Below are 26551 nucleotides of genomic sequence, written 5' to 3'. Positions count from 1 at the left end.
CATTCCGTGAAACCCTTCGCCACTTTTTTCATACCACTTTGCCAGAAAAAGCGAAAGAACTCACGACTCGACTGACTGACAACTTTCAGATTTTAAAACCTGCATCTTCAAGTTAGATTGGTATATATTAAATAATACATTTACCTTGAGAATATATTGCCATTTAATATTTAATTAAATTATAAATTAAGTGATTATTTAATTATGGTTGAAAATAATTTGATTAAATAAGTGATTATTTATCTATTTTTATAGATAATGCATTCTTCATTTTATGGAACCTAAAGGTTAGCAGATGTATTGTAATCACGTTGTTTCTGGTGTTGTTTTTAGCGCTATTTTCAGTGGAGTTATCGGCGGAATTCTTTGGGTTATACAAAATAAAAAGAAAATAAGTAAGAAATCTGCTGCTGTTATCTTCATTGTTACAACCATTAGCTGGAACTTATTTTATTTTAAAATTCTTAGGGAAAACAATGAATTAACTATTAATAACCCTGATTCTTCAATGTTAATAGAACAGGATTCTATTTTTTTAACTATTAAAAACAAAGATCCAAAACTTTATAATGAATTTAAACAGATAGTCTCAACATTGCAGAAAAAAAGTAAAAGCAAAGAGGAAATCCAGAATGAGATTACTAAGAAGTTAATTTCATTAACTAATAATCGTATTTTGTTTGCCCCGGATAAAAATGTTATTTCTCATATACAAATGGTTATAAAGCAAATGGGTTTTTTGCAGAAAGAAAGCGCTGATAAATGTCTTAAATTTATTTTTCCAGATACAGGGGAGGACTTTTCTGAACTTATAAAAATATCAATATTGTTTCCACCAGAGTTATATGCTCAGCGCGTAAAAACGGATAAAGAGATGATTATCGCTTCTTATGGTGAAAAACAGCATCAATTCTCGGTTGAAAGCAGTAGCCTTGCTTTACAAGATATAGAGCACATAATGATTGATATGGTGCATAAATATGGTGAAGATATCGCGTTGTTAGAGTCGCCTCATCGTGCTAATACTAATAAAGAGAAAAGCTGTAAATTACTTATTGATTTGAATAAACGAGTTGTTGAATTACCACCGGAGAAATCCGCTCGCATATATCGTTATTTTATGAGTCAGTTGCAATAAAGGCGTTTTCTTTCAGAACTAATTGTAATAAGGGCAAAAAAAAGCTCCGCGTAGGAACGGAGCGATAATGGGTAAAAGTAGCTGGGAAAATATAGTACATTCACAGAGTAACGCTATGCTATTAAATGCCGGCTAAACAACAGGGTCATTGTGCAAAAATAATGTCATATTAGCTTTTAAAGAAAGGTGTTAAGGTATGATTTCAATATCGGCTTTGGATACCCTTTTAACTTTATGATTTATAGGTTATTTTTTCAAATCCTTGACATAACCCATGATCCATAAATTATCGATTCATTAACAAAGATACAATTTGAAAGAAGACAGGTATAAATCCTTTGTCTGTTTTTTTAATGAAAAATTGCATCCCGAATAATTTCCAGTGACGCGGGGTTTTCAACCAGAGCAATATCACTGGGTTCGCGTCCTTCACAGATTGCCTGCATGGTGCGACGCAACATTTTTCCTGAACGAGTTTTGGGTAATTGGCTTACAAAATAGATACGTGCCGGGCGCCCGACACTGCCGATTTTTGTATCCACAAGTAGCATCAGTGCTTTTTCCAAAGTAGCAAAATGCTCGGCACTTTGGATTTCCCGTCCTTCCTTAAGGACAGTAAAAGCAACCGCCGCTTGTCCTTTTACATCATCCTTGATGCCAATCACAGCAACTTCGGCCACATCTTCATGGCTGGAGATACACTCTTCTATCTCCCGTGTTCCTAAACGATGACCAGAAACATTAATCACATCATCCGAACGCCCCAGAATAAAATAGTATCCATCGCTGTCACGAATTCCCCAGTCAAATGTTGAATATACTGGTTGGTTAAAGCGCTTCCAGTAAGTATTGATAAAACGAGTATCGTCACCATAAATAGTTTGGATACAGCCTGGTGGCAGAGGGCCTTTAATGACCAGCATTCCTTTTTCATTAGCACCACATTCTTGAGCGGTCAGTTCATTGATCAATTTGACGTTAAAGCCATACATAGGGAATCCCGTGCTACCAAAACGACTGGATCTGTCGTCCAGACTCCGCGCAATTGCCATAATCGGCCAACCTGTTTCGGTTTGCCAGAAATTATCAATTACAGGCACATTTATGGTCTCAGCAATCCAACGGGCAGTATGTTCATCAAGAGGTTCTCCTGCTAAATACAGTGTTTCAAGCGATGAAATATCATAATTGGCAATACAATCCGTCGGGTATTTTTTCAGGACGCGGATTGCCGTAGGAGCAGAAAACATTCTGGTAACCTGATATTTTTCAACAAGTTGCCACCAAATACCGGCATCAGGGCGTACCGGTAGCCCTTCATACATGATGGTTGCCATACCAGCGATCAGAGGAGCGTAAATAATATAAGAGTGTCCGACAACCCAGCCTATATCTGATGTACAAAAGAAAACACCGCCTGCTTTACCACCAAAAATAACGTCCATAGACGTTGCCAGTGCTACAGCGTAACCGCCGACATCTCGTTGTACTCCTTTGGGCGTTCCTGTTGTGCCTGATGTATAGAGCACACAGGAAATTTCATTGGATTCAAGCCATGTGACAGGTACTTCAGCATCAAAATATTCTTGCCTCAATGTGGAGAAATCCACATCTCTGCCTTTGACCCAATTGATATCAGCCAGTCCACGATTCACCATCAATACATGGCGTGGTGTGTGGTTCGCTGACTCAATGGCTTCGTCCAGCAATGGTTTATAGGGAATGATTTTACCTCCGCGTGCCCCCGCATCTGCGGAGACAACCAGAACAGGTTCAGCATTATCTAGCCGGGTAGCCAGGCTGTGCGAAGCAAAACCGCCAAATACCACTGAATGGATTGCCCCGATACGGGCGCAGGCCAGTAAAATAAACAGGGCTTCAGCTATCATTGGCATATAGACAACCACACGATCACCTTTTGTGACGCCGAGTGAAAGCATTATGGCAGCGGCTCTATTGACTTCCTGATGTAATTCTTTGTAAGTAAATACTTTTTCACTGTTGGTTTCAGTTGAAATAGCAATCAGTGCCTTTGAATCAGGTTGGCTCTCCAGCCAGCGATCTAATGCGTTATAGCAAAGATTGGTTTTTCCTCCGCAGAACCAGCGGGCAAAGGGAGGATTGCTGTGATCCAATACCTGATCGAAAGGCTGCTGCCAATATATTCGCCTGGCTTGTTCTGCCCAAAAAGCATTAGGATCATCAATCGAATGCTGATAGAAGTCTTGGAATGACATAACCTCTCCTAGTACTGTACAGATGAGAAGCGGCTCCAGAAACCAGAACCGCCATCTTTCATCTTTAAGCCATAGTTTGAAATCTATTGGTTACAGGTTATAAACGTACAAATCGAGATATTCGTTTACAGGGATGTCTCTCAATGAGATGAGGTTGAGGGAGACAGCCTGAATTTTTTGTTGTTGCTCTTCTGAAAAACGGCGCGACAGATTGATTTTGAATTTTTCCTCTAACAAAGGAATACCATCTTTGCGGCGGCGGGCATGTCCAATTGGGAATTCAACCTTCACTTCATCCAGTTGAGAGCCATCGGTAAATTCCAGAGTCAGTGCATTGGCAATGGAGCGTTTTTCTGGATGGTGATAATCATGGGTGAAATCGGGATCTTCGACGCAGCTTATTTTTTTCCGTAAAGCATCAATACGGGGATCGATGGCGATATTGTCCTCATAATCCGCAGCGGTCAGGCGACCAAAAATCAGCGGTATGGCAACCATATATTGAATGCAGTGATCCCTGTCTGCCGGATTATTCAGTGGGCCTTGTTTATCGATAATCCTGATACAGGCCTCATGGGTTCGGATAGTAATCCGGGCGATATCTTCAACTTGTTTACCCCGTTCTTTCAGTTGCTGATGCAGGATCATTGCTGCTTCTACGGCAGTTTGTGAATGGAACTCTGCCGGGAAAGAGATTTTGAACAGCACATTCTCCATCACATAAGAGCCATAGGGACGCTGGAATTTGAATGGCTGACCATTGAATAAAACATCATAAAACCCCCACGTTTTTTCTGTTAATACGGAGGGGTATCCCATTTCGCCTTTTTGAGCAATCAGAGCAAGGCGTACTGCGCGGGAAGTTGCATCTCCTGCCGCCCAGGATTTGCGGGAACCGGTATTGGGCGCATGGCGATAGGTTCTTAAGGATTGTCCATCGACCCAGGCCAGTGAAACTGCACTTAACATTTCCTCACGCGACAAGCCCAGCATATGGGCAACAACTGCTGTGGAAGCCACTTTGACTAAGACCACATGATCCAATCCGACTTTATTGAAAGCATTTTCCAACGCCAGACAGCCTTGAATTTCATGGGCTTTAATCATGGCTGTCAGTACGTCCCACATGGTTAGAGGTGTTTTCCCCCGAGACACGGCATTTCTTGATATCCAATCAGCAGTGGCGAGTATTCCCCCAAGATTATCAGACGGATGTCCCCATTCAGCCGCCAACCAAGTGTCGTTAAAATCTAGCCAGCGGATCATTGTACCAATATTGAATGCAGCCTGAACGGGATCAAGTTCAAATTGCGTTCCCGGTACGCGCGCTCCGTTAGGCACAATCGTCCCCGGAACAATAGGTCCCAATAATTTTGTGCAGGCGGGGTATTCTAATGCTTCTAAGCCACAGCCCAGTGTATCGATAAGGCAATGATGGGCAGTCGCGTAAGCAATCGGGGATACGACAATGTAGTCCATGACATAATCCACAATATCCACAATCACGTGATCATAGTCAGGGCGGTTACTCACAGCAGAGGCAGACATAATCAATCCTTAAATTGTTATTTATACCTGTCGTCTTTCAAGTTGCAGCTTTGTTGGCTGCGCTCACTCACCCCAGTCACATAGTTATCTATGCTCCAAGGGATTCGTTCCTTGCCGTCGCGCTGCATCTTGAAATCCAATGGGTATATAAATTGCGCTATTTACGTTTATCAATGGGTATAAATTGTAAATTTTCAGGGCCGGTATAGTTAGCTGAAGGACGGATAATTTTATTATCAATACGTTGTTCCATAATGTGTGCCGCCCAGCCTGAAGTGCGGGCAATGACAAACAGTGGTGTAAACATAGCAGTAGGAATACCCATCATGTGATAAGACACCGCAGAGAACCAATCGAGGTTTGGAAACATTTTCTTGTTATCCCACATCACAGATTCAATTCGATTCGCAATGTCATACATTTGGGTTGTACCTGCTTCTTGAGATAGTTGCAGGGCGATTTCTTTAATCACTTTATGGCGTGGATCGGAAACGGTATAAACCGGATGACCAAAGCCGATGATGACTTCTTTTCGCTCCAAACGGGCAAGAATATCGGCCTCAGCTTGATCAGATGAGTCATAGCGCTGCTGGATTTCGAACGAAACTTCATTGGCCCCGCCATGTTTCGGCCCTCTCAGCGCACCAATACCGCCGATAATGGCAGAATAAGTATCTGATCCTGTACCTGCAATCACGCGGCTGGTGAAAGTCGAGGCATTGAATTCATGCTCGGCATACAGGATAAGGGAGATATGCATTGCTTTTTCCCAAGATTCAGGCGGCTTCTGGCCATGCAGGAGATGGAGGAAATGCCCGCCGATGGAATCATCATCAGTTTCAACTTCAATGCGTCGCCCGTTATGGCTGTAGTGATACCAATAAAGCAATATTGAACCAAGGGAAGCCAACAGACGATCGGCGATATCACGTGCGCCAGCAAGGTTATGATCTTCTTTTTCCGGCAGGGTACAGCCCAGAACAGAAACACCCGTGCGCATGACATCCATTGGATGCGCCACTGCCGGCAGAGCTTCCAATGCCGATTTAACGCTACTGGGCAGACCGCGTAAGGCTTTCAATTTGGCTTTATAGGAAATGAGTTCTGCGCGGGAAGGAAGCTTATCGTGAATAAGTAAATAAGCTATTTCTTCAAATTCACAATGGGCGGCTAAATCGAGAATATCATAACCACGATAATGTAATTCGCTACCGTTTTTTCCCACGGTACAGAGTGCTGTATTGCCCGCAATAATGCCGGACAAGGCAACGGATTTTTTGGGTTTGAATTGAGTTGATTCAGAAGATCCCGTTGTCTTATTCTGTATATTCATGAATATCCCCTCTGCTGTTTTTCTGCGAAAACAGGGCATCCAGTTTTCGCTCAAAAGCGTAGTAGTTGATGCTTTCATACAGTTCATTGCGGGTTTGCATCATATCAATGACATTTTTCTGTGTGCCGTCGTGACGCAAAGCGGTATAGACTTGTTCGGCGGCTTTATTCATAGCTCGAAACGCCGATAGCGGGTAAAGGGCGATAGCGACATCCACGCTCCTTAATTCTTCAATAGTAAAGAGCGGGGTAGCGCCAAACTCAGTAATATTCGCCAAAATGGGAACTTGTATTCTGGATGCGAATTCCTTATACATATGCAGTTCTGTAATAGCTTCAGGGAACAGCATATCCGCGCCAGCTTCAATGTAGGCAGCGGCTCTGTCCAGAGCGGCATCCAACCCTTCTACAGCCAATGCATCAGTACGTGCCATAATGACAAAGTCCGCATCGGTGCGGGCGTCAACGGCAGCCTTGATGCGATCTACCATCTCTCCTTTGGAGACAATTTCTTTATTTGGACGATGCCCGCAACGTTTAGCACCGACCTGATCTTCAATATGGATGCCCGCAGCACCTGCTTTGATAATAGAACGAACAGTACGGGCAACATTAAATGCTGAAGAACCAAAACCAATATCAGCATCAACGAGAAGCGGTAAATCGCATACATCTGTAATACGGCGGATATCAGTCAATACATCATCCAGTGTCGAAATGCCTAAATCCGGCAAACCGAGCGAACCAGCAGATACGCCACCACCTGAAAGATAAATAGCCTTGTAGCCTGCTCGTTTTGCCAGTAACGCATGATTTGCGTTGATGGTTCCGACTACCTGTAACGGAGATTCGGCCTCTATTGCCTGACGAAAAGCCAAACCCGCAGAATAAAATGCCATATATAACCTCATTGTTACTAAAATGAAACTTATTTGTATTGTGTTGTTATATAAGCAAAGTGTATGCCAAAAATCAAAAACAAGCGCAAAAATTAGCCATCATTCAAATTATGGAATATATTTTTATTTTTAAATCAAGAGCATGATGGGTTTTGGTGGAATAGAGTGGTGACCAAATAGTTATTGGTTATAATGTATACTTGTTTCATTCTGAATCAATTATGTTTCATTTTTGTTTTACTGATAACAAATGAAACATTGAATGAAATTATTGAAAGGGAAACAGGGGAGAAATATGGTATCAACACATTCAGAAGAGCGTGATAATAACAAACCGGTGATTTGGACAGTCTCCGTTTCCCGGCTTTTCGATCTTTTTCGTGATATTACGCCAGAATTTGATCATCAGGCAGAAATCACCCCTATCCAGTTGGGTTTCGAATATGCAATTCAACATATTCGTAAGCGTCTGGAAACAGAGCATTGTGATGCCGTAATTTGTGCCGGTTCTAATGGCGCTTATTTGAAAAGTCGCTTATCCGTGCCAGTGATTATTGCCAAGGCCAGTGGATTTGATGTCATGCAAGCATTGGCTCGTGCCCGGCAGATCAGTTCCCGAATTGGTGTCATTAATTACCAGAATACTTTTCCTGTATTGGAGGAGTTTCAGCAGAGCCTCAACCTACGGATTGAACAGCGTAGCTATGTGACAGAAGAAGATGCCAGAACACAAGTCAATGCCTTGAAATCGATGGGCATCAAAGTGATTGTCGGCGCAGGGTTAATTACCGATCTTGCTTATGAAGCGGATCTGGTGGGTGTTTTTATCTATTCCGCTGATTCTATCCGGCAGGCATTTCAGGATGCGCTGGATATGGCCAAAATGACCAAACTCAATCAGTCAATAATTTCTCCTTTCCCAACGGAAGATAAATTACGCATTCGCCATACGATCAGCGACATTAGGGGAAATTCTGCTGCAATGGAACATGTTCGCAATACTATTATGCTGTATTCCCGTTCGGTGGCCACGGTCTTGATTCAGGGCGAAAGCGGTACAGGGAAAGAGCTGGTGGCACAGGCCATTCATTACGAATATACATTGCGTTACGGACAATTGGTGGGCAAACATCCACGACCCTTTGTAGCCGTTAATTGTGGTGCTATTGCGGAGTCTTTGCTGGAAGCTGAACTATTTGGTTATGAAGAAGGTGCTTTCACGGGTTCGAGGCGAGGTGGACGGGCAGGTTTGTTTGAAGTCGCTCACAGAGGAACGTTGTTTCTGGATGAAATCGGTGAAATGCCGCTACCTCTGCAAACACGGTTATTGCGGGTATTGGAGGAAAAATCTGTTGTCAGAGTCGGAGGATATCGCCCGATTGCTGTTGATGTCCGTATTATCTGTGCAACTCATTGTGATTTGGATACATGGGTGCGAGAAGGGCGTTTTCGTGCAGATTTGTTCTATCGTTTATGTGTATTGCGGATCAATATACCGGCCTTGCGGGAAAGGGAAAATGATATTGGTTTATTGGCAATGGAATACCTGCAACGGGCATTTGCAGCGCAAAATTTATCTGTTTCATCATCGAAAAGAAAAGAATTTGTTGCTTGCCATGAAGTCCTGAAATCCTATCACTGGCCGGGAAATGTACGTGAATTGCGTAACTTGATGGAACGGATAGCGCTTTATTTAAGTGTCAATCCTGAACAGTCCCTGACTCCTGAATTGATATTATCGCTCTCACCTGAGCGTCAGATTGATATTAATGATGCCGATAATTGTATAAAAGCAGCCAAGTTTATTGAATCACCTTTATTTATTGAAAGTATTCCTTCAGCGCATGAAGTTATGGCACGATTTTCAGGTAATCGTCGTGCGGCGGCGGAATATCTGGGAATTAGCCGCACGACATTATGGCGGAGATTAAAGTGGGAACAGGATAAAATTAAATAGAAAAATCAATCATTATGTTAGTCTCATTAGCTTGATAGCATATCTTGGTTGATATTATTCCATTTTTCTAGCTAATATAATCCCAATATTGTTATTAATACTTGAATGATTATCACCATTGTTATCATTTAAATCGTCAGGCATCCCTGCGGAACCCAACCAATTTCGCCTGAATTTTTATGAGCCCAATACCAACCATTCAACAATCTCTCCAGAAACAAACATTCCCCCACTTTTACTGTCAATTCATGAGAGGTGTAATTTTCGTTACATACTGCTTTATTTATCGAGATGAAACGTAAAATTTGTTGGGGAACCCAACCACTGATATTTAAAGTATTAGTTGTCCATATCCAGTGGGGATATTCAATGTCACTATAACTAATTAAAACTATCTCTCCGGTTTTCAATTTTATTGGATTTGGATACTCACTAACATGATCATGAATGACAGTGCCTTTTCTCAGCATTTCTACTCCTTAATTTTTTTGATAATAGAAAACTGTGTTCAGGTAATTATTTTTTAATTAATTGATCTTCATACATTATCGAAACCAGGTGATTTTTGATTGTTTTTTGGGATAACTAGAAATAGCTATAAGCGAGTTTAATTTGGTGATCATCCCTAAACCCTGTATCCCAAATAGTGAAATCTGACAAATCAAAATATGTCGGTAGCGCCAATATACCTTGAAACCAGTCGGTAAGCTCCAGTTCAATCACATTGGCCAGAGCTAAAGCACCATATTTCAAGAATATATCCATTTATTAGCCCAAGTTAATTTGGTTGATTTTATGAAAATAAGGAAATAAAAAATACTCTGTAATCCATTGATAACAGATATTAAAGATGCTTTAAAGATTTTTTTTCATTAATTGGGATGATGAACAATTATTATAAAAGGATTCTTCATTGTTTTTTGTATGAACTGAGTAATATTAAATAGCATTCTCATAATTTGAGCGTATCACTATTATGAAAACCCATTTAAAAAATAATATCTATTTAATTATTTTAATTGGAAATAAATTGGTGTGATTATCTATTAAATTCGGCACAACGAAACTTTTCATCTGGTAGTAAGCGTCTGACATAAGGCGTCATCAGGTACCGCAACCCTTGAGGAGGTCGATAATGCCCACTGGCATTTGACCAAGTCAATAAATCACCTGAACTAAATGATAAGGTTCCTGCATAATGCACGGGTTTTCTATAACCTATTGATGCATGTCCATCAACTGCATTATGCCAATGGTAATTAGAATCTCTTATACTTCTGGCGCAGCATATAGTATGAGGATCGTCGATAGAAATGATAAAGATATATTGCCCATCAGCCAGATTAGATTCTTTAGTTATATAATTTGTTAAAAAGTATTTTTCAGTTTTTTCCAGATAATAAAGTGATTCAAGTTTGGCTGGGCGCTGTAATAACCTATTTTTCTGTACTGCAATTAAATTCTCTGGTCTTATCATATTAAATTTATTTGATAGAAAAATATCAAACAGCTCTTTAATTAACAATTCATCATCTTCATCACTCATAATGAACTCCTTAAATAGACTTATCGCTTCGGTGACCCTACCCATTTAATGGATATATCTAAAGATACGAACATAAGCAGCGATAAAAAATATATTGGCGAATATATCTATATATTCATATAGCAGCCTTTATGTCAATGCCTACAAGGTAATTTTAAAAAATAAATAAGGTTGAAATCCTAATAATCGTAACTACTTTATTTGTCTAAGAATATGGGATTATCTTTTTAGTCTTTAGTTATTCTTAGCAAGCCGGGTAATAAACTGTCCGGCTTCTCTAGCAACACTAATCGCCGTTGATATCCTTGGATTATCTCATTCCGTCGCCATAATCCCGGCAAACGTGACAGATCGCAAAGGCATTCTTACGGCACTGGATCCTGTTGCAGCCCAGATGATCGGCATTCAAAGTATCCTCGCGGACTCTGGCTATATGGGCCAGCCTTTTGCCGATTCCATCAAGGAATGTTTAGATCAGATAGTGACCGTGCAAATAGCCAAGTGCCATATGGGGGAAAACATATCCCGACAGCCATCGACAATAACGGGGTGTAGGACTATCGACGCCTCGTCGGGAATGTAGTAGCGTACCATCATCTTTTCCAGTATTAAAATTCATCAGATGATAATACTATCAACGTATATTGAGGGACACAGCCTAGAGGTTAATTTCCATCTGTTGCGTGTCACGCTGAACAGTCAGTTTAAGTTTTCCCTCCGGTGTCAGCATAAGCCATTTTCTCACTTCATCAATCTGTGCCGGAGAATAGGCGACACCGTTTACCTTTAGCAAGATATCACCATTACGCAGCCCAGTATTCCGAAGAGCTGTATCATTGTTATAAAACACCTCAATATGCTGATGGGCATAACGTACGCTGATGGAACGTTTCGAAGCCAGATCATGCCGCTCGATGGATTGCGTATCATAGCAAAACATCATCCGTGAGGGGATAAAGGCATAGCGTTTAAAACGCGACAGGAACTCCATGCCCACAGCGAACTGCTGGTTTTGACTTTCACTGACTTTGGTTTCACCAAGTGACATGTTGTTGAAAGTTAATCCTTTCAGGATGTAAATTGGGGCGTTCATCATACCGCTTGCATCGACGCCAGGCGAATTCACGGAATCCAGTGTCACTGAACCCTTATGCTCTTTTGCAAAACGGATGAAGTCGTTGGTAACGTAACTTCCGTCCGCACCGGTATCAATGCGGAAAGGTACATGATTGTCACCATAATTAAACCAAAGCTGTGGCATTCGGTTATAACTGTCTTCATAACCTGTACATTGCTGATACGCGAGAGCGGAAGGCCCGTCTTTTAAAAGAACCAAGCGTTTCTTTTCATTATCGACCTGCCAGTTTATTTTTCTAAAAGTATCGATACCGATAATACCGTTGATATCCACACCCAGTGACTGAACAAACAGTGATAAATCCATCGACAACCAAATATCATTATCCCGAATTTCTTGTGAGCCAATGGAGAAAGGCATCGGTTTCAGAATAGTGAAATTCTGGTTTTCCAAACTCCCTGAGACAGTTTTGACATGAGAGAATTCCTGACGATAATTTGCAGGAAGCTCAGATAATAACCAAGGCTGTGTAATCTCAGCCGCAATATTTTTATCAATAACAGTTATGCTCGCGCCAGTATCAACCAGAAAGCGCCACGTCTTATGGTTTATGGTAACCGGAACTATCAGATTATTTTCAAAATGCGTGTCCAATATCGTCTCTGGTGTCGCAGGGTTTTTTACCTGAACTTTGTTAGCCAGCGTATTAGTACATCCCGCCAAACCAGTCACGCACAATAGAAGCGGTACTATTTTTCTTGCTTTTCCAAATATCAATTTCATTGAATGTTTTTTATCCCAATGTGTGTTCCAGAGTAATTACTAATCCGGATCAAAAAAGGCTCCTAAAGGAGCCTTTTTTGATAAATCTTCTTCACACTCCAACCACCACTATGAGCAGGGGAGGGCGCTTATACAAGTAGAGTTTCCCTCTTCTTAAGAGCGGTTTATAAGTGATTCAACAAAATATGTCAATCGGTATGCAGCAACAAATAACCCATATCTTGTTGCCAGAATAGTGTTTTATCCCGCTTATAAATAAGTCCCATCGTTTTTCATTTAACACAGTCAGATTTATCCCCAATCAACATAGGCAGTGCAAACAGTGCACATATATAAGGAGGAAGTCTCACGCTCTGCTTTTATTCACATTACTCATGATAGTTAACTTCATGCTCATGATGAATAAAAAACAACTAAAACATAACTTATAGTTATTATTATGTGTAAATTATTTTAGTAGGGTTATTTTTCCGTTGTGTTTTTTCGGAATTTATATATATTACGATGCGATTTATAAAATAAAGAGACACATATAATGAAAAAAGCACTATTAGTCTCAGCAATAATTGCTGGATTATCTATTTCTTCATTTACTGCAAACGCAAATGACAAACACACCATCTCACTCGGCTACGCTCAAACCAGTACGAAGCTGAAAATTATAGCAAACAATGAAAAGCCCTCTAAAGATCCAAGAGGTCTCAATCTGAAATACCGTTATGAGATTAATGATCATTGGGGTGTTATCAGTTCGATTACGCAAACTAAGTTAAATGTTTACTACGCGCCTAACCCTGTAAATAAAAAAGGCCGTAACGCTGATGAAAGTATTACTTATAGATCATTGATGGTAGGTTCAACATACCGCTTTAATGATTATATCAGCGCCTATACCTTGCTTGGTGTCGCTAATATTAAAGATCACCAGAAAACAAATTCAAACACGATCGAAAAGAAAACAGCTCTTGCTTATGGGACTGGCTTACAATTTAACCCAATATCAAATGTAGCTGTTGATGTTGCCTACGAATATTCACATTTGAAACAGGCTAAAGCAGGAACATGGACGGTTGGCATTGGTTACCGTTTCTAATTTGTTCTACTAAATAGCTATAGATGGACACCAACTCAATTCAAGTGAGTGAGTAGACTTTTCTGACAACGTAGCCGCAAACATGTATTGTCGCAAAAATATATTCGGCTTCAATGAGCGATGAGTCATAATCGGCCTCAGTGTATTTGTCTGAGGCCGATTTTTTTATGTCTGAGCTTTCTCGTTAACTAAGGCATTAGCCCCCTTTTTATGCAATATACTTTTTTATACAGCGGTTTGGAAAATCACACCATCCGCTTTTTCTGTATACTGGCTCAATTGATCAAAATTGAGGTAACGATAAGTATCTGCTGCGGTTTCATCGACTTTATCCATGAATTGCAAATACTCTTCTGGAGTTGGTAAGCGTCCCAACAGTGAAGCCACAGCTGCCAGCTCAGCAGAAGCCAGATAAACATTTGCACCTGTACCGAGACGGTTCGGGAAGTTACGGGTAGAAGTGGATACTACGGTTGCACCATCTGCCACACGCGCCTGATTTCCCATACACAATGAACAACCGGGGATCTCAATACGCGCCCCACTCTTACCGAAGACGCTGTAATAGCCTTCTTCTGTTAATTGAGCTGCGTCCATCTTAGTTGGAGGCGCAACCCATAAACGGGTCGGTAATTGGCCTTTATGCTGATCCAGTAACTTGCCCGCAGCACGGAAATGACCAATGTTGGTCATACAAGAGCCGATAAACACTTCGTCAATCTTGCTGTTTGCGACTTCCGATAACAGACGTGCATCATCTGGATCGTTAGGCGCACACAAAATAGGCTGTTTAATTTCCGCCAGATCAATTTCAATCACCGCTGCGTATTCAGCATCTGCATCTGCTTCCAGCAATTGAGGATCTTTCAACCAGTTCTCCATGCCAATAATACGGCGCTCAAGCGTTCGGCGATCACCATAACCTTCTGCAATCATCCACTTCAACAGTATGATATTCGATTGCAAATACTCAATGATCGGCGCTTCATCCAATTTAATAGTACAGCCTGCCGCAGAACGTTCCGCAGAAGCATCGGCTAATTCGAATGCTTGCTCAACTTTGAGTTCAGGCAAACCTTCAATCTCAAGAATGCGGCCAGAGAAAATATTTTTCTTGCCTTTCTTCTCAACAGTCAGCAAACCCTGCTGAATCGCATAGTAAGGAATGGCATGAACCAAATCACGCAGGGTAATGCCGAGTTGCATTTTTCCTTTAAAACGCACCAATACTGATTCAGGCATATCCAGCGGCATGACACCTGTAGCGGCAGCAAATGCCACCAAACCTGAACCCGCAGGGAAAGAGATCCCAATCGGGAAACGGGTATGGGAATCACCGCCTGTACCTACCGTATCCGGCAGTAACATACGGTTCAGCCATGAGTGGATAATGCCATCTCCCGGACGTAGCGATACCCCACCGCGGTTCATGATGAAATCAGGTAGTGTATGATGCGTCGTCACATCGACAGGTTTTGGATAAGCCGCTGTATGACAGAATGACTGCATAACCAAATCCGCAGAGAAGCCAAGACATGCCAAATCTTTCAACTCATCACGCGTCATTGGCCCAGTGGTATCCTGAGAACCCACTGAAGTCATCTTAGGTTCACAATATTCTCCCGGGCGGATACCGCCAGTTTCACAGGCGCGACCTACCATTTTCTGTGCCAATGAGAAACCACGATCACTTTTCTCAACAGCTTTTGCCTGACGGAAAACATCGCTGTGTGGCAACCCTAATGATTCACGGGCTTTCCCGGTCAGACCACGACCGATAATCAATGGAATACGACCACCAGCACGAACTTCGTCGATCAATACGTCAGTTTTCAATTCAAAATTAGAGAACAATTCATTCGTTTCATGATGACGAACTTCACCTTTATACGGGTAAATATCAATCACATCACCCATATTGAGTTTAGAAACATCTACTTCGATTGGTAACGCCCCCGCATCTTCCATGGTATTAAAGAAGATTGGCGCGATTTTTCCGCCCAGTACCACGCCAGCACCCCGTTTATTAGGCACAAACGGAATATCTTCACCCATAAACCACAACACGGAGTTAGTTGCTGATTTACGGGAAGAACCTGTACCGACAACATCACCAACATAGGCCAACGGATAGCCTTTTTTATTCAATGCTTCTATTTGCTTAATGGGGCCAACGGCACCCGCTTGATCAGGTTCGATACCTTCACGGGCATTTTTGAGCATTGCCAAAGCATGTAAAGGAATATCAGGACGTGACCACGCATCAGGTGCAGGAGAGAGATCATCGGTGTTGGTTTCACCTGTGACCTTAAAAACGGTAACAGTAATTTTTTCCGCTAATTCAGGGCGTTCGAGGAACCATTGTCCATCGGCCCATGACTGAATAATCTGTTTGGCATGGACATTGCCTGCCTTTGCTTTTCCTTCTACATCATAGAAACTATCAAACATCAGCAAAGTATGAGAAAGCGCTTTAGCCGCTACCGGAGCCAATTTTTCATCATCAAGAGCATCAATTAAAGCATGGATATTATACCCACCCTGCATAGTTCCCAATAATTCAATGGCTTTTTCCTGTGTGACCAAAGGAGAAGCTGCTTCTCCTTTGGTTATGGCAGCAAGAAAACCCGCTTTAACATAAGCGGCTTCATCTACACCAGGAGGAATACGATTGGTCAGTAGATCTAATAAGAAATCTTCTTCACCTTTAGGTGGGTTCTTCAGTAATTCTACCAGCGCTGCTACTTGAGCTGCGTCTAACGGTTTAGGGACGATGCCTTGAGCTGCACGCTCGGCTACGTGCTTGCGGTATTCTTCTAGCACGACTTTCTCCTCACTCTCATTGTCATTTTATATACCCGGCTGTCTGCACCCGGTAACGATTATCGAAAAACGATCGCCTAAAACAATCGCCTAAAACAATCATCAAGGGTGCCAGGTCAGAGGATTTTGCTCACATAACATCAGAATTATGCTTAGCTTCGGGCGTTTAGCATACCAAAGTTTGAATGGAATGTTAATTCATTCACATAAAATCAACATTGAACCGCGATAAAATTCTGGATAAATAAGTTTGAAGAGTGTATTAAAGTATTAAATGCTGTTTGTTGCTATTTCAATCTGAATATACCTTGGCTGATTCAACTAAGACTAATAAGCTACCGTCTTGATGGTCAAGTTCTGAAAATAGTTCATATCACCCATTAAACCAGAGCAGGAGCATACAGGAGACATATGATGAAAACCAGAGAGCTATTTCAGAATATTTTCTCCAAAATACATATAAGAGAATCACCTAAAGAAAGATATTTTCGATTATTCCAAACCATTATAAAAGAAGTCAGTAAGGATGAAATGTTCATCGCACTGGCTCAAATTAAGGGCAATACATGTGATTGGTGTTCGACATTAAATCCCCCTTCTTACTCAGATATAGAAAGATATAAGACCTTCATTGCCGTATCTCATGAAATAGAAAAGGTCTATCAAGATCCTCAACAAATAAATACAACAAAATATCATCGTTACTTTATCGGCTTAGTGCAAAACATTCCCATCGGGGTAATGACTTTTGTCACAGGAGGTTCCGCTTTTTACAATGAAAGTACAGATAAAATAGGATTTATGCTTACCCATCCTGGCAACCAGGGTTGCGGTAGTTTATTTGTTGAAAAAGCAGTAGAACTTTCTTGTAGTCTGGGCAATGGTGGAGAATTGATGGTAGAAGCAAAACCTTACTCAATTCCTTTCTATGAAAGATTAGGGTTCGAACCTTATGGTTTCGGTCACTTTGAAACTACCCAAATGAAATTATATCCATCTGAGAGTAATGAGTGGGTAGTTGTTGGCAATACTTATCGACTGAGAAAATATATGCCATAATTTTAGCTGTGTAAAAAATGATATGTTTAGAATAATGGGCTGGATGTAAAAGCGGCTTCTATAATAAAAGCCGCTTTTCATCACTATTGCAAAATCTAAAGAATTATTTCTTTTTCTTTGCTTTAGGGTTTGGCAAGTCAGTAATGCTACCTTCGTAAATTTCCGCAGCCATACCGATTGATTCATACAGAGTTGGGTGAGCGTGGATAGTCAGAGCGATATCTTCTGCGTCACAGCCCATTTCGATAGCCAGACCGATTTCACCCAGCAACTCGCCACCGTTAGTACCAACAATAGCGCCACCGATAATGCGATTAGTTTCTTTATCGAAAATCAGCTTAGTCATACCATCTGAACAGTCGGACGCAATTGCACGACCAGATGCTGCCCATGGGAAAGTTGCGGTTTCATAGCTGATGCCTTTTTCTTTCGCTTCTTTCTCAGTCAGACCAACCCATGCCACTTCTGGTTCAGTATAAGCAATGGATGGAATCACTTTTGGATCGAAGTAATGTTTCTTGCCAGAAATAACTTCAGCAGCAACGTGACCTTCATGGACACCTTTGTGCGCCAGCATTGGCTGACCAACGATATCACCGATAGCGAAGATGTGAGGCACATTAGTACGCATTTGCTTATCAACATGGATAAAGCCACGCTCATCAACTTCAACGCCTGCTTTACCTGCATCCAGCGATTTACCGTTTGGTACACGACCGATAGCAACCAGAACTGCGTCATAACGCTGTGGTTCCGCTGGGGCTTTCTTACCTTCCATTGTTACGTAGATGCCATCTTCTTTAGCTTCTACCGCTGTCACTTTAGTTTCCAGCATCAGGTTGAATTTCTTGCTGACGCGCTTAGTGAACACTTTAACAATGTCTTTGTCCGCAGCAGGAATAACCTGATCGAACATTTCTACCACGTCGATCTGAGAACCCAGAGCGTGGTAAACAGTACCCATTTCCAGACCAATAATACCGCCGCCCATTACCAGCAGGCGTTCCGGAACAGTTTTCAGCTCCAGTGCATCGGTAGAATCCCATACGCGAGGATCTTCATGTGGAATGAATGGTAGCTGAATAGGGCGTGAACCCGCTGCGATAATGGCATTATCAAAATTAATCGTTGTTGCGCCGTTTTCGCCTTCTACTACCAGAGTGTTAGCACCTGTAAATTTACCAATACCGTTAACAACGTTAACTTTACGGCCCTTAGCCATGCCGCCCAAACCACCTGTCAGCTGGGAAATGACTTTTTCTTTCCAGAGACGGATCTTATCGATATCAGTTTGTGGCTCACCAAACACGATACCGTGTTGTGCCAGTGCTTTTGCTTCTTCAATGACTTTTGCAACATGAAGCAGCGCCTTGGATGGAATACAACCAACGTTAAGGCAAACACCACCCAAAGTAGAGTAACGCTCAACCAAAACGGTATCCAAACCTAAGTCTGCACAACGGAAAGCAGCAGAATACCCAGCAGGGCCTGCTCCAAGCACCACTACCTGGGCTTTAATTTCAGTACTCATCATGACCTCTTAATTGTTTGTCCGGCGGGTCAGACGAAAAAAACATATTCCACCGGGACGTACACACCGCGAGCAGTTTACAGAATTGTAAATAACCTGAAAAGCGCGTTAACGTGACAGAAATCCCAACCTGCCAGATGCAAGGAGAAAATATCTGTCACGGCAGTAATCATTAGGCCGGTATATTTACCGGCCTTTGCATTACATCACCAAACGGCGGATGTCGCTCATCAATTGATTAATATAAGTGATGAAGCGCGCACCATCTGCCCCATCGATAACTCGGTGGTCAAAGGACAGAGACATAGGCAGAATCAGACGAGGAACGAATTCCTTACCATTCCATACTGGTTTCATGGAAGAACGAGACAGACCCATGATTGCCACTTCTGGCGCATTCACAATTGGTGCAAAACCGGTAGTACCAATACCACCCAGGCTGGAAATGGTGAAACAACCACCCTGCATATCAGAAGCAGTCAGCTTACCAGCTCGTGCTTTCTTGGAAACTTCAGCCAATTCTCTGGACAGTTCCATGATGCCTTTTTTATTGACATCCTTGAATACAGGAACAACCAGACCATTAGGTGTATCAACCGCAATACCGATGTTGACATATTTTTTCAGGATCAGCTTCTGGCCATCTTCAGAAATGGAGCTGTTGAAGCGAGGCATTGCTTCCAGTGCTTTCGCGGCAGCTTTCATCACGAATACCAGCGGAGTGATCTTCACGCCCAGTTGTTTCTTCTCAGCTTCTTTGTTCTGCTGTTTACGGAACTCTTCAACTTCAGTGATATCCGCTTCATCGAACAGGTTAACGTGAGGGATCATGACCCAGTTGCGGCTCAGGTTAGCACCGGAGATTTTCTGGATACGGCTCATTTCAACTTCTTCGATTTCACCGAACTTGCTGAAATCAATTTTCGGCCAAGGCAGCATACCCGGCAAGCCGCCGCCCGCAGCAGGTGCTGCTTCTGCACGTTTAACCGCATCTTTCACGTAAGCCTGAACATCTTCACGTAGGATGCGACCTTTACGACCAGTGCCTTTCACTTTAGCCAGATTTACACCAAATTCACGCGCCAGACGACGGATCACCGGAGTTGCATGAATATAAGCATCATTTTCTGCAAATTCATTTTTGCCTTCTGCTGGCTTGTTTGCTGCCGGAGCGGATGCTGTTTTAGCAGGTTCAGCCGCAGGAGCTGGAGCTGCTGGAGCTGCTGGAGCTGCCGTAGGCGCTGCACCTGCAACTTCGAATACCATGATCAGAGAACCAGTTTTAACTTTGTCGCCAGCAGCAATTTTGATCTCTTTCACAGTACCCGCGAACGGTGCAGGGACTTCCATAGACGCCTTGTCACCTTCAACGGTGATCAGAGACTGTTCTTCAGCGATAGTGTCACCCACTTTTACCATGATTTCGGTAACTTCAACTTCGTCACCACCGATATCAGGTACATTAACTTCTTTGCTTTCAGCTGGTGCTGGTGCTGCTGCCGGAGCTGCTGCCTGCTGAGCGGGTGCAACTTCTGCTGCACCGTTTGCGGATTCAAAGACCATGATCAGTTTGCCGGTTTCAACTTTATCGCCAACCGCAATTTTGATCTCTTTAACCACACCCGCCTGTGGGGATGGGACTTCCATAGAAGCTTTATCACCTTCAACAGTGATCAGGGACTGTTCTGCTTCTACAGTGTCACCGACTTTCACCATGATTTCGGTAACTTCAACTTCATCTGCACCAATATCAGGTACGTTAATTTCAATAGACATTACTCTTTACCTCTTATGCCAGACGTGGGTTAGCTTTTTCTGGGTTGATGTTGTATTTCTTGATGGCTTCTTCAACCAATTTCACATCAACTTCGCTACGTTTAGCCAATTCACCCAGAGCTGCAACAACCACATAAGAAGCATCAACTTCGAAGTGATGACGCAGATTCTCACGGCTGTCAGAACGACCGAAACCGTCAGTACCCAGTACACGATAATCGCTTGCAGGTACAAAGTTACGTACTTGTTCTGCGAACAGTTTCATGTAATCAGTAGAAGCAACAGCTGGCGCTTCGTTCATGATCTGAGCAATGTAAGGAACGCGAGGTTCTTCTGATGGATGCAGCATGTTCCAACGCTCACAATCCTGACCATCACGAGCCAGTTCAGTGAAGGAAGTTACGCTGTATACGTCAGAACCGATACCGTATTCGTCAGACAGGATCTTCGCTGCTTCACGAACATGACGCAGGATAGAACCGGAGCCCAGCAATTGAATTTTACCTTTCGTGCCTTCCAAGTTTTCCAGCTTGTAGATACCTTTACGGATACCTTCTTCAGCACCCGCAGGCATTGACGGCATATGGTAGTTTTCGTTCAGGGTAGTAATGTAGTAATAGATGTTCTCTTGTTTCTCACCATACATACGCTCCAAACCATCATGCATGATGACAGCAACTTCATAAGCGAACGCTGGGTCATAAGAGACACAGTTAGGAATCGTCAGAGACTGAATGTGGCTGTGACCATCTTCATGCTGCAAACCTTCACCGTTCAGAGTCGTACGACCTGAAGTACCACCTACCAGGAAGCCACGGGCTTGCTGGTCACCTGCCGCCCAGCACAGATCACCGATACGCTGGAATCCGAACATGGAGTAGTAGATGTAGAACGGAATCATTGGTAGGTTGTTGGTGCTGTAAGAAGTTGCAGCAGCCAGCCAAGATGAAGCAGCACCCAGTTCATTGATACCTTCTTGCAGAATCTGACCTTTGGCGTCTTCTTTATAGTATGCAACCTGCTCACGGTCTTGCGGAGTATACTGTTGACCATTCGGGCTGTAGATACCGATTTGACGGAACAGACCTTCCATACCGAAAGTACGTGCTTCATCAGCAATGATTGGAACCAGACGATCTTTGATCGACTTGTTCTTCAGCATAATGTTCAATGCACGAACAAAAGCGATAGTAGTAGAAATTTCTTTGGATTGCTCTTCCAGCAGAGAACTGAAATCTTCCAGTGCAGGGATTTCCAGTTTTTCGTCGAAGTTAACACGACGACTTGGCAGGTAACCATTCAGAGCATTACGACGCTCATGCAGATATTTAGATTCTTCAGAATCTTTGTCGAAAGTAACATATGGCAGTTTTTCGATCTGCTCATCAGCTACAGGCACATTGAAACGATCACGGAACTGGCGAACGCCTTCCATGTTCATTTTTTTAACCTGATGGGCAATGTTTTTACCTTCAGCTGTGTCACCCATACCATAACCTTTAATGGTCTGAGCCAAGATCACAGTTGGTTTACCCGTGATATTCTGTGCTTTTTGCAGTGCAGCAAATACTTTCTTAGGATCGTGACCACCACGGTTAAGCGCCCAGATTTCCTCATCAGTCATATCTTTGACCAATGCAGCGGTTTCTGGGTAACGACCGAAGAAGTACTCACGAACATAAGCGCCATCTTTAGACTTGAATGTCTGATAGTCGCCGTCCAGAGTTTCGTTCATCAACTGAACCAGTTTACCGCTGGTATCTTTACGCAGCAGCTCATCCCAACGCTCGCCCCACAGGACTTTCAGTACCTGCCAGCCAGCACCGTCGAAGATACCTTCCAGTTCGTTAACGATTTTGCCGTTACCAGTTACCGGGCCATCCAGACGCTGTAAGTTACAGTTGATGATGAATACCAAGTTATCCAGTTTTTCACGAGTTGCGATAGTGATCGCACCCTTGGATTCTGGCTCATCCATTTCACCGTCGCCCAAGAAAGCATAAACGGTTTGTTTGGAGGTATCTTTCAGACCACGATTTTCCAAATATTTCAGGAACTTAGCCTGATAAATAGCGGAGATTGGCCCCAGACCCATAGAAACAGTTGGGAACTGCCAGAAGTCAGGCATCAGTTTTGGATGCGGGTAAGAAGACAGGCCATTACCACCAATTTCCTGACGGAAGTTGTTCATCTGCTCTTCAGTCAGACGACCTTCAAGGAATGCACGAGCGTAAACACCCGGAGAAATGTGGCCCTGGAAGTAAACCAAGTCACCACCATCATTTTCGTTACGAGCGCGGAAGAAGTGGTTAAAACAAACTTCATAAACAGTCGCGGAAGACTGAAATGAAGCCATGTGACCCCCCAGTTCCAGATCTTTTTTGGATGCACGCAGAACAGTCATCACTGCGTTCCAGCGAATAGCGGAACGGATACGGCGCTCCAAATCCAGGTTGCCAGGGTAAGCAGGCTCATCCTCAACAGGAATAGTGTTGATGTAATCACGGCTTGCAGCACCTGCGGCAACGTTAACGCCACCTTTACGAGCTTCGCTTAAAACCTGATCAATCAGGAACTGAGCACGCTCAACACCTTCTTCACGGATGACCGATTCGATCGCCTGTAACCAATCGCGAGTTTCGATCGGATCCACGTCATTTTTCAACATATCTGACATGGTGTATTCCTTATCTGTTATCTATTTCTAATGGTTGTTGGAGCCTATCTTCCGGTCATACCCTTTGACGAACTGCATGTTATGACCGGAAGATAGGCCCTGCTATATATTGCCGCTAAAACTCTTGGATAAAGAGTTGACGAACTGTACAAACGCAGCAGTCAGGATCTGTACAGTCAAGTTTAGAACCTACCCATTCGGGAATTTGATTTATCAACGATGCCCCAAGGGATAGGCTCTTATTCCTGATTTTGCTGGAGCCGCCTCAATGAACGCTCACGACGAGTATGCTCACGAGTCAGATCCAATAAAACTTCTTCGATAAAGGCCAAATGGCGATGGGAAGCCTCGCGGGCTTTTTCCGGTTCTCTCGCCATAATAGAGCGAAAAATTTCAGCTCTATGGTCACTAACGGCTGCCAACATCTCTTTACGGGTATAAATGAACTCAAAATTACGTCTGATATTTTGTTCTAATATCGGGATCATACAGCGTAATAAATGCAGCAATACCACGTTATGAGCAGCTTCCGTGACAACAAGCTGATATTGCAAGACAGCATCAGATTCCGCATTTACATCACCACTTTGCTGGGCTTCCTGAATAGCAAGATGGCTTTTTTCAATACGTTTAAAATCTTCATTGGTTCCCCTAAGGGCTGCGTAATAGGCCGCAATCCCTTCCAACGCATGTCGCGTTTCAAGGAGATCGAATTGAGATTCTTGATTCTCTGCAATAAGTTGAGCAAGAGGGTCACTGAAACTTTGCCACAGGTTGTTCTGCACGAAAGTTCCTCCCCCCTGACGACGGAACAGAAAGCCTTTGGCTTCCAGTTTTTGAATGGCTTCGCGTAATGAAGGGCGTGATACTTCAAACTGCTTCGCTAGCTCACGTTCAGGCAGCAGCTTCTCTCCCGGGCGTAGCGAGCCTTCGAGAATGAGCTGCTCAAGACGTTGCTCAATCACATCTGATAACTTTGGTTGGCGAATCTTGCTATAGGCCATATCTGCTGTAAGCCATTCAATGAGTAAATGTTGCTTTGGACCATGCCCTAGTTACCTGAATCTTACCTGAATCTTCTTGAACAAATTTCAGCTAAAGAAACCTCACTAACGGGTTGTAGTCAATTGGTAATACCAATTTAGAGTATAGTGTCTTAAAGTAACAAAGTATTCACTAGCTGTCTATAAAGACCTTTAGGCAAATCATAAAAATCTGCAAATTTTAACAAATTATTTTAAATTTTATCAGAAAATTATAACCAAAAGAGATTTTAAAGTAGGATTCCAAAATCGATAATATAGAGAGTGAACCATGGCAATAACACCGGATTACCAGTAAACGCTATATCAGCTATGAATAAAAAGACAATAAAAACAGGTTTAGTATTGTTGAGTGTTCAGACCAAAAGCCAGAGAGATAGTTATCAGACCACTCTTTCTGGCTTTCTATTATTAAATTAACGCGCCATAAATTGTCAGCAATGCAACAATAATCACAATAGTAAATGTAGCTTTTTTAGCTAATGTTACGGCAGCAACTGGCGTCTCTACCGGATTGAGATGGGGTTCTTTACTTAATGCAAATTGAGCCAATTGACTGACGACTTTATATTGCGATGTCCGTAAGTCGCTCAGCGACGCAATCCAAGCTGGCAAGGCTTTCTCACCATGCCCCAACAAAGCGTAAGCAACACCGGCCAAACGTGCAGGAAGCCAATCTAACCAATGTAATATGCCATCAACACCCGATTGTGCTCGCTGTACCGCTGTTGCGTTTTGCGCCAGCCATCCCTGATAGGCCCGGAGGCAACCATATCCCATCAGAATAGCGGGACCAAATTCTCCCAGCACAATCAACCAAAAAATCGGTGCCAGATAATAGCGAAAATTTATCCAGATTAAGGCATTCTGTGTTTCACGTAACCGTTCTTCCTTCGTCACATCAGAAAGTGTCGTATCGGGTAACGTTCCTTGAATCATGGTCAAACGTGCAAGATAACTAGTTTGCTGTTCAGAATCATCATTTCGCACGGCCTGAAGATACCTGCGGTAATCACGACGCAGTTCTCCAGCGCCAATACATAACAAGCTGATAATAATACTGCATAAAATTGCTGGAATGCCAAAAACAACAGAACCAGAAACTTCAATAAGTTTCCATGTCAAGAAAGCAACCAAGACACTCATGCCTAAACTGCCCCACAACGAATAAAATTTTATTCTGGCAAACAATGGAGCTAAATAACGTTCCAACTGCCAATGGTCTCCCATCTTGAAGACCCGTTCCCATGCCAGTATTAACAATAGAATAAAGAGAGTCATCCAACTCACTCCTTCAATAGTTGTTGATAATGTTCCCAGTAAAAATAAGGCCCTGGATCGGTCTTTCTATCCGGTGCGATATCACTGTGTCCCGTGATATTACTACGGATATCAGGATACTGACTGATAAGCAGTTCGGTAACTTCGGTCAGCTTAATGTATTGAATTTCAGTAAACTCCTCATAATCCGTGCCTTCCAATTCAATGCCTATAGAAAAATCATTACATTTCTCACGGTCACAGTAACAGGAAACACCAGCATGCCAAGCTCTTTTATCGAAAGGAACATACTGTACAACTTCTCCATCGCGCCGGATCAAACAATGAGCAGAAACGCACAAATGTTTTATCTCATCAAAGAAAGGATCTTCATTCGGATTCAGTGTTCCCATAAATAATTGGTCGATATAGGGACCGCCAAACTTACCAGGGGGTAAACTGATATTATGGATGACCAGCAATGATGGAGTTTCACCTTCCGGACGCAAATCACAATGCGGAGAAATGACCTTTCTTGCAATATCAATCCACCCTTCATGCAGTTTCACTCTTTTACTCCTCCCTTAATTCACCATAGCCATTCCAGCCAACACAACTGGCTCTACTGAGGAAACACCGTCTATTATACCAATCTAACTTGAAGATGCAGGTTTTAAAATCTGAAAGTTGTCAGTCAGTCGAGTCGTGAGTTCTTTCGCTTTTTCTGGCAAAGTGGTATGAAAAAAGTGGCGAAGGGTTTCACGGAATGTC

The 26551-nt window shown here is 42.7% G+C and carries 20 protein-coding genes and 2 pseudogenes; 6 read left to right on the top strand and 16 right to left on the bottom strand.

The window, feature by feature from the left end; translation table 11 throughout:
- A pseudogene (locus AACQ81_RS13715) lies at positions 1-116 on the top strand (IS630 family transposase); the annotation flags it as partial.
- A gap of 179 nt (positions 117-295) precedes the next feature.
- Complete coding sequence (locus AACQ81_RS13710; protein ID WP_237387633.1) at positions 296-1138, top strand: hypothetical protein; 843 nt, start codon at positions 296-298, stop codon at positions 1136-1138.
- A 350-nt stretch (positions 1139-1488) separates the two neighbouring features.
- Here AACQ81_RS13710 and AACQ81_RS13705 read toward each other — a convergent pair whose 3' ends face one another.
- The 4 genes from AACQ81_RS13705 to prpB form a co-directional block, all read right to left on the bottom strand.
- Positions 1489-3375: a propionate--CoA ligase gene (locus tag AACQ81_RS13705; RefSeq protein WP_237387632.1), complete on the bottom strand. Its 1887-nt coding sequence runs from the start codon at positions 3373-3375 to the stop codon at positions 1489-1491.
- A gap of 90 nt (positions 3376-3465) precedes the next feature.
- On the bottom strand, positions 3466-4923 hold the full coding sequence (locus tag AACQ81_RS13700) for a bifunctional 2-methylcitrate dehydratase/aconitate hydratase (protein ID WP_237387631.1): 1458 nt from the start codon (positions 4921-4923) through the stop codon (positions 3466-3468).
- Positions 4924-5080: 157 nt separating this feature from the next.
- The gene (prpC, locus tag AACQ81_RS13695; protein ID WP_237387630.1) at positions 5081-6256 is read right to left on the bottom strand and encodes a bifunctional 2-methylcitrate synthase/citrate synthase; all 1176 of its coding nucleotides are present in this window, start codon (positions 6254-6256) and stop codon (positions 5081-5083) included.
- On the bottom strand, positions 6240-7154 hold the full coding sequence (prpB, locus tag AACQ81_RS13690; RefSeq protein ID WP_237387629.1) for a methylisocitrate lyase: 915 nt from the start codon (positions 7152-7154) through the stop codon (positions 6240-6242). The genes prpC and prpB overlap by 17 nt, the downstream gene beginning before the upstream one ends.
- Before the next feature lie 295 nt (positions 7155-7449).
- On the opposite strand from prpB, the gene prpR reads away from it, so the two are divergent.
- On the top strand, positions 7450-9111 hold the full coding sequence (prpR, locus tag AACQ81_RS13685) for a propionate catabolism operon regulatory protein PrpR (RefSeq protein WP_237387628.1): 1662 nt from the start codon (positions 7450-7452) through the stop codon (positions 9109-9111).
- Positions 9112-9239: 128 nt separating this feature from the next.
- On the opposite strand, the gene AACQ81_RS13680 is transcribed toward prpR, so the two are convergent.
- The 3 genes from AACQ81_RS13680 to AACQ81_RS13670 all read right to left on the bottom strand — a co-directional run bounded on the left by AACQ81_RS13680 (position 9240) and on the right by AACQ81_RS13670 (position 10657).
- The gene (locus tag AACQ81_RS13680) at positions 9240-9581 is read right to left on the bottom strand and encodes an SH3 domain-containing protein (RefSeq protein ID WP_237387627.1); all 342 of its coding nucleotides are present in this window, start codon (positions 9579-9581) and stop codon (positions 9240-9242) included.
- A gap of 115 nt (positions 9582-9696) precedes the next feature.
- On the bottom strand, positions 9697-9876 hold the full coding sequence (locus tag AACQ81_RS13675) for a hypothetical protein (protein WP_237387626.1): 180 nt from the start codon (positions 9874-9876) through the stop codon (positions 9697-9699).
- A gap of 274 nt (positions 9877-10150) precedes the next feature.
- On the bottom strand, positions 10151-10657 hold the full coding sequence (locus tag AACQ81_RS13670; RefSeq protein WP_237387625.1) for a hypothetical protein: 507 nt from the start codon (positions 10655-10657) through the stop codon (positions 10151-10153).
- A gap of 259 nt (positions 10658-10916) precedes the next feature.
- On the opposite strand from AACQ81_RS13670, the gene AACQ81_RS19760 reads away from it, so the two are divergent.
- Positions 10917-11240, top strand: coding sequence for a transposase (locus AACQ81_RS19760; RefSeq protein ID WP_443089562.1), 324 nt, complete (start codon positions 10917-10919; stop codon positions 11238-11240).
- A gap of 75 nt (positions 11241-11315) precedes the next feature.
- On the opposite strand, the gene AACQ81_RS13665 is transcribed toward AACQ81_RS19760, so the two are convergent.
- Positions 11316-12518, bottom strand: coding sequence for a retroviral-like aspartic protease family protein (locus tag AACQ81_RS13665; protein ID WP_237387624.1), 1203 nt, complete (start codon positions 12516-12518; stop codon positions 11316-11318).
- 535 nt (positions 12519-13053) lie between these two features.
- Here AACQ81_RS13665 and AACQ81_RS13660 point away from each other — a divergent pair.
- A complete protein-coding gene (locus AACQ81_RS13660) occupies positions 13054-13611 on the top strand; it encodes an Ail/Lom family outer membrane beta-barrel protein (RefSeq protein ID WP_237387623.1) in 558 nt (185 codons plus the stop codon).
- 225 nt (positions 13612-13836) lie between these two features.
- Here the strand turns inward: AACQ81_RS13660 and acnB are convergent, their stop codons facing one another.
- Positions 13837-16434, bottom strand: coding sequence for a bifunctional aconitate hydratase 2/2-methylisocitrate dehydratase (gene acnB, locus AACQ81_RS13655; RefSeq protein ID WP_237387622.1), 2598 nt, complete (start codon positions 16432-16434; stop codon positions 13837-13839).
- Between the two features lie 411 nt (positions 16435-16845).
- On the opposite strand from acnB, the gene AACQ81_RS13650 reads away from it, so the two are divergent.
- Complete coding sequence (locus tag AACQ81_RS13650; protein ID WP_339353445.1) at positions 16846-17493, top strand: GNAT family N-acetyltransferase; 648 nt, start codon at positions 16846-16848, stop codon at positions 17491-17493.
- A 103-nt stretch (positions 17494-17596) separates the two neighbouring features.
- Here the strand turns inward: AACQ81_RS13650 and lpdA are convergent, their stop codons facing one another.
- The 7 genes and pseudogenes from lpdA to AACQ81_RS13615 form a co-directional block, all read right to left on the bottom strand.
- A complete protein-coding gene (gene lpdA, locus AACQ81_RS13645; protein ID WP_237387620.1) occupies positions 17597-19024 on the bottom strand; it encodes a dihydrolipoyl dehydrogenase in 1428 nt (475 codons plus the stop codon).
- Positions 19025-19225: 201 nt separating this feature from the next.
- Positions 19226-20800, bottom strand: coding sequence for a pyruvate dehydrogenase complex dihydrolipoyllysine-residue acetyltransferase (gene aceF, locus AACQ81_RS13640; protein WP_237387619.1), 1575 nt, complete (start codon positions 20798-20800; stop codon positions 19226-19228).
- A gap of 13 nt (positions 20801-20813) precedes the next feature.
- On the bottom strand, positions 20814-23477 hold the full coding sequence (gene aceE, locus AACQ81_RS13635) for a pyruvate dehydrogenase (acetyl-transferring), homodimeric type (RefSeq protein WP_237387618.1): 2664 nt from the start codon (positions 23475-23477) through the stop codon (positions 20814-20816).
- Positions 23478-23716: 239 nt separating this feature from the next.
- A complete protein-coding gene (pdhR, locus tag AACQ81_RS13630; protein WP_237387617.1) occupies positions 23717-24481 on the bottom strand; it encodes a pyruvate dehydrogenase complex transcriptional repressor PdhR in 765 nt (254 codons plus the stop codon).
- A 450-nt stretch (positions 24482-24931) separates the two neighbouring features.
- On the bottom strand, positions 24932-25801 hold the full coding sequence (gene ampE / locus AACQ81_RS13625) for a beta-lactamase regulator AmpE (protein ID WP_237387616.1): 870 nt from the start codon (positions 25799-25801) through the stop codon (positions 24932-24934).
- 5 nt (positions 25802-25806) lie between these two features.
- Entirely contained in the window at positions 25807-26349 is a 543-nt protein-coding gene (ampD, locus tag AACQ81_RS13620) for a 1,6-anhydro-N-acetylmuramyl-L-alanine amidase AmpD (protein WP_237387615.1), read from the bottom strand.
- 84 nt (positions 26350-26433) lie between these two features.
- Positions 26434-26551: pseudogene (locus AACQ81_RS13615) on the bottom strand (IS630 family transposase); the annotation flags it as partial.

The organism is Xenorhabdus sp. Sc-CR9 (assembly GCF_963897815.1).
Classification (GTDB): Bacteria; Pseudomonadota; Gammaproteobacteria; order Enterobacterales; family Enterobacteriaceae; genus Xenorhabdus.
Note: the sequence above shows the minus strand (reverse complement) of the source record. Positions and strands in the feature narration are given on the sequence as shown.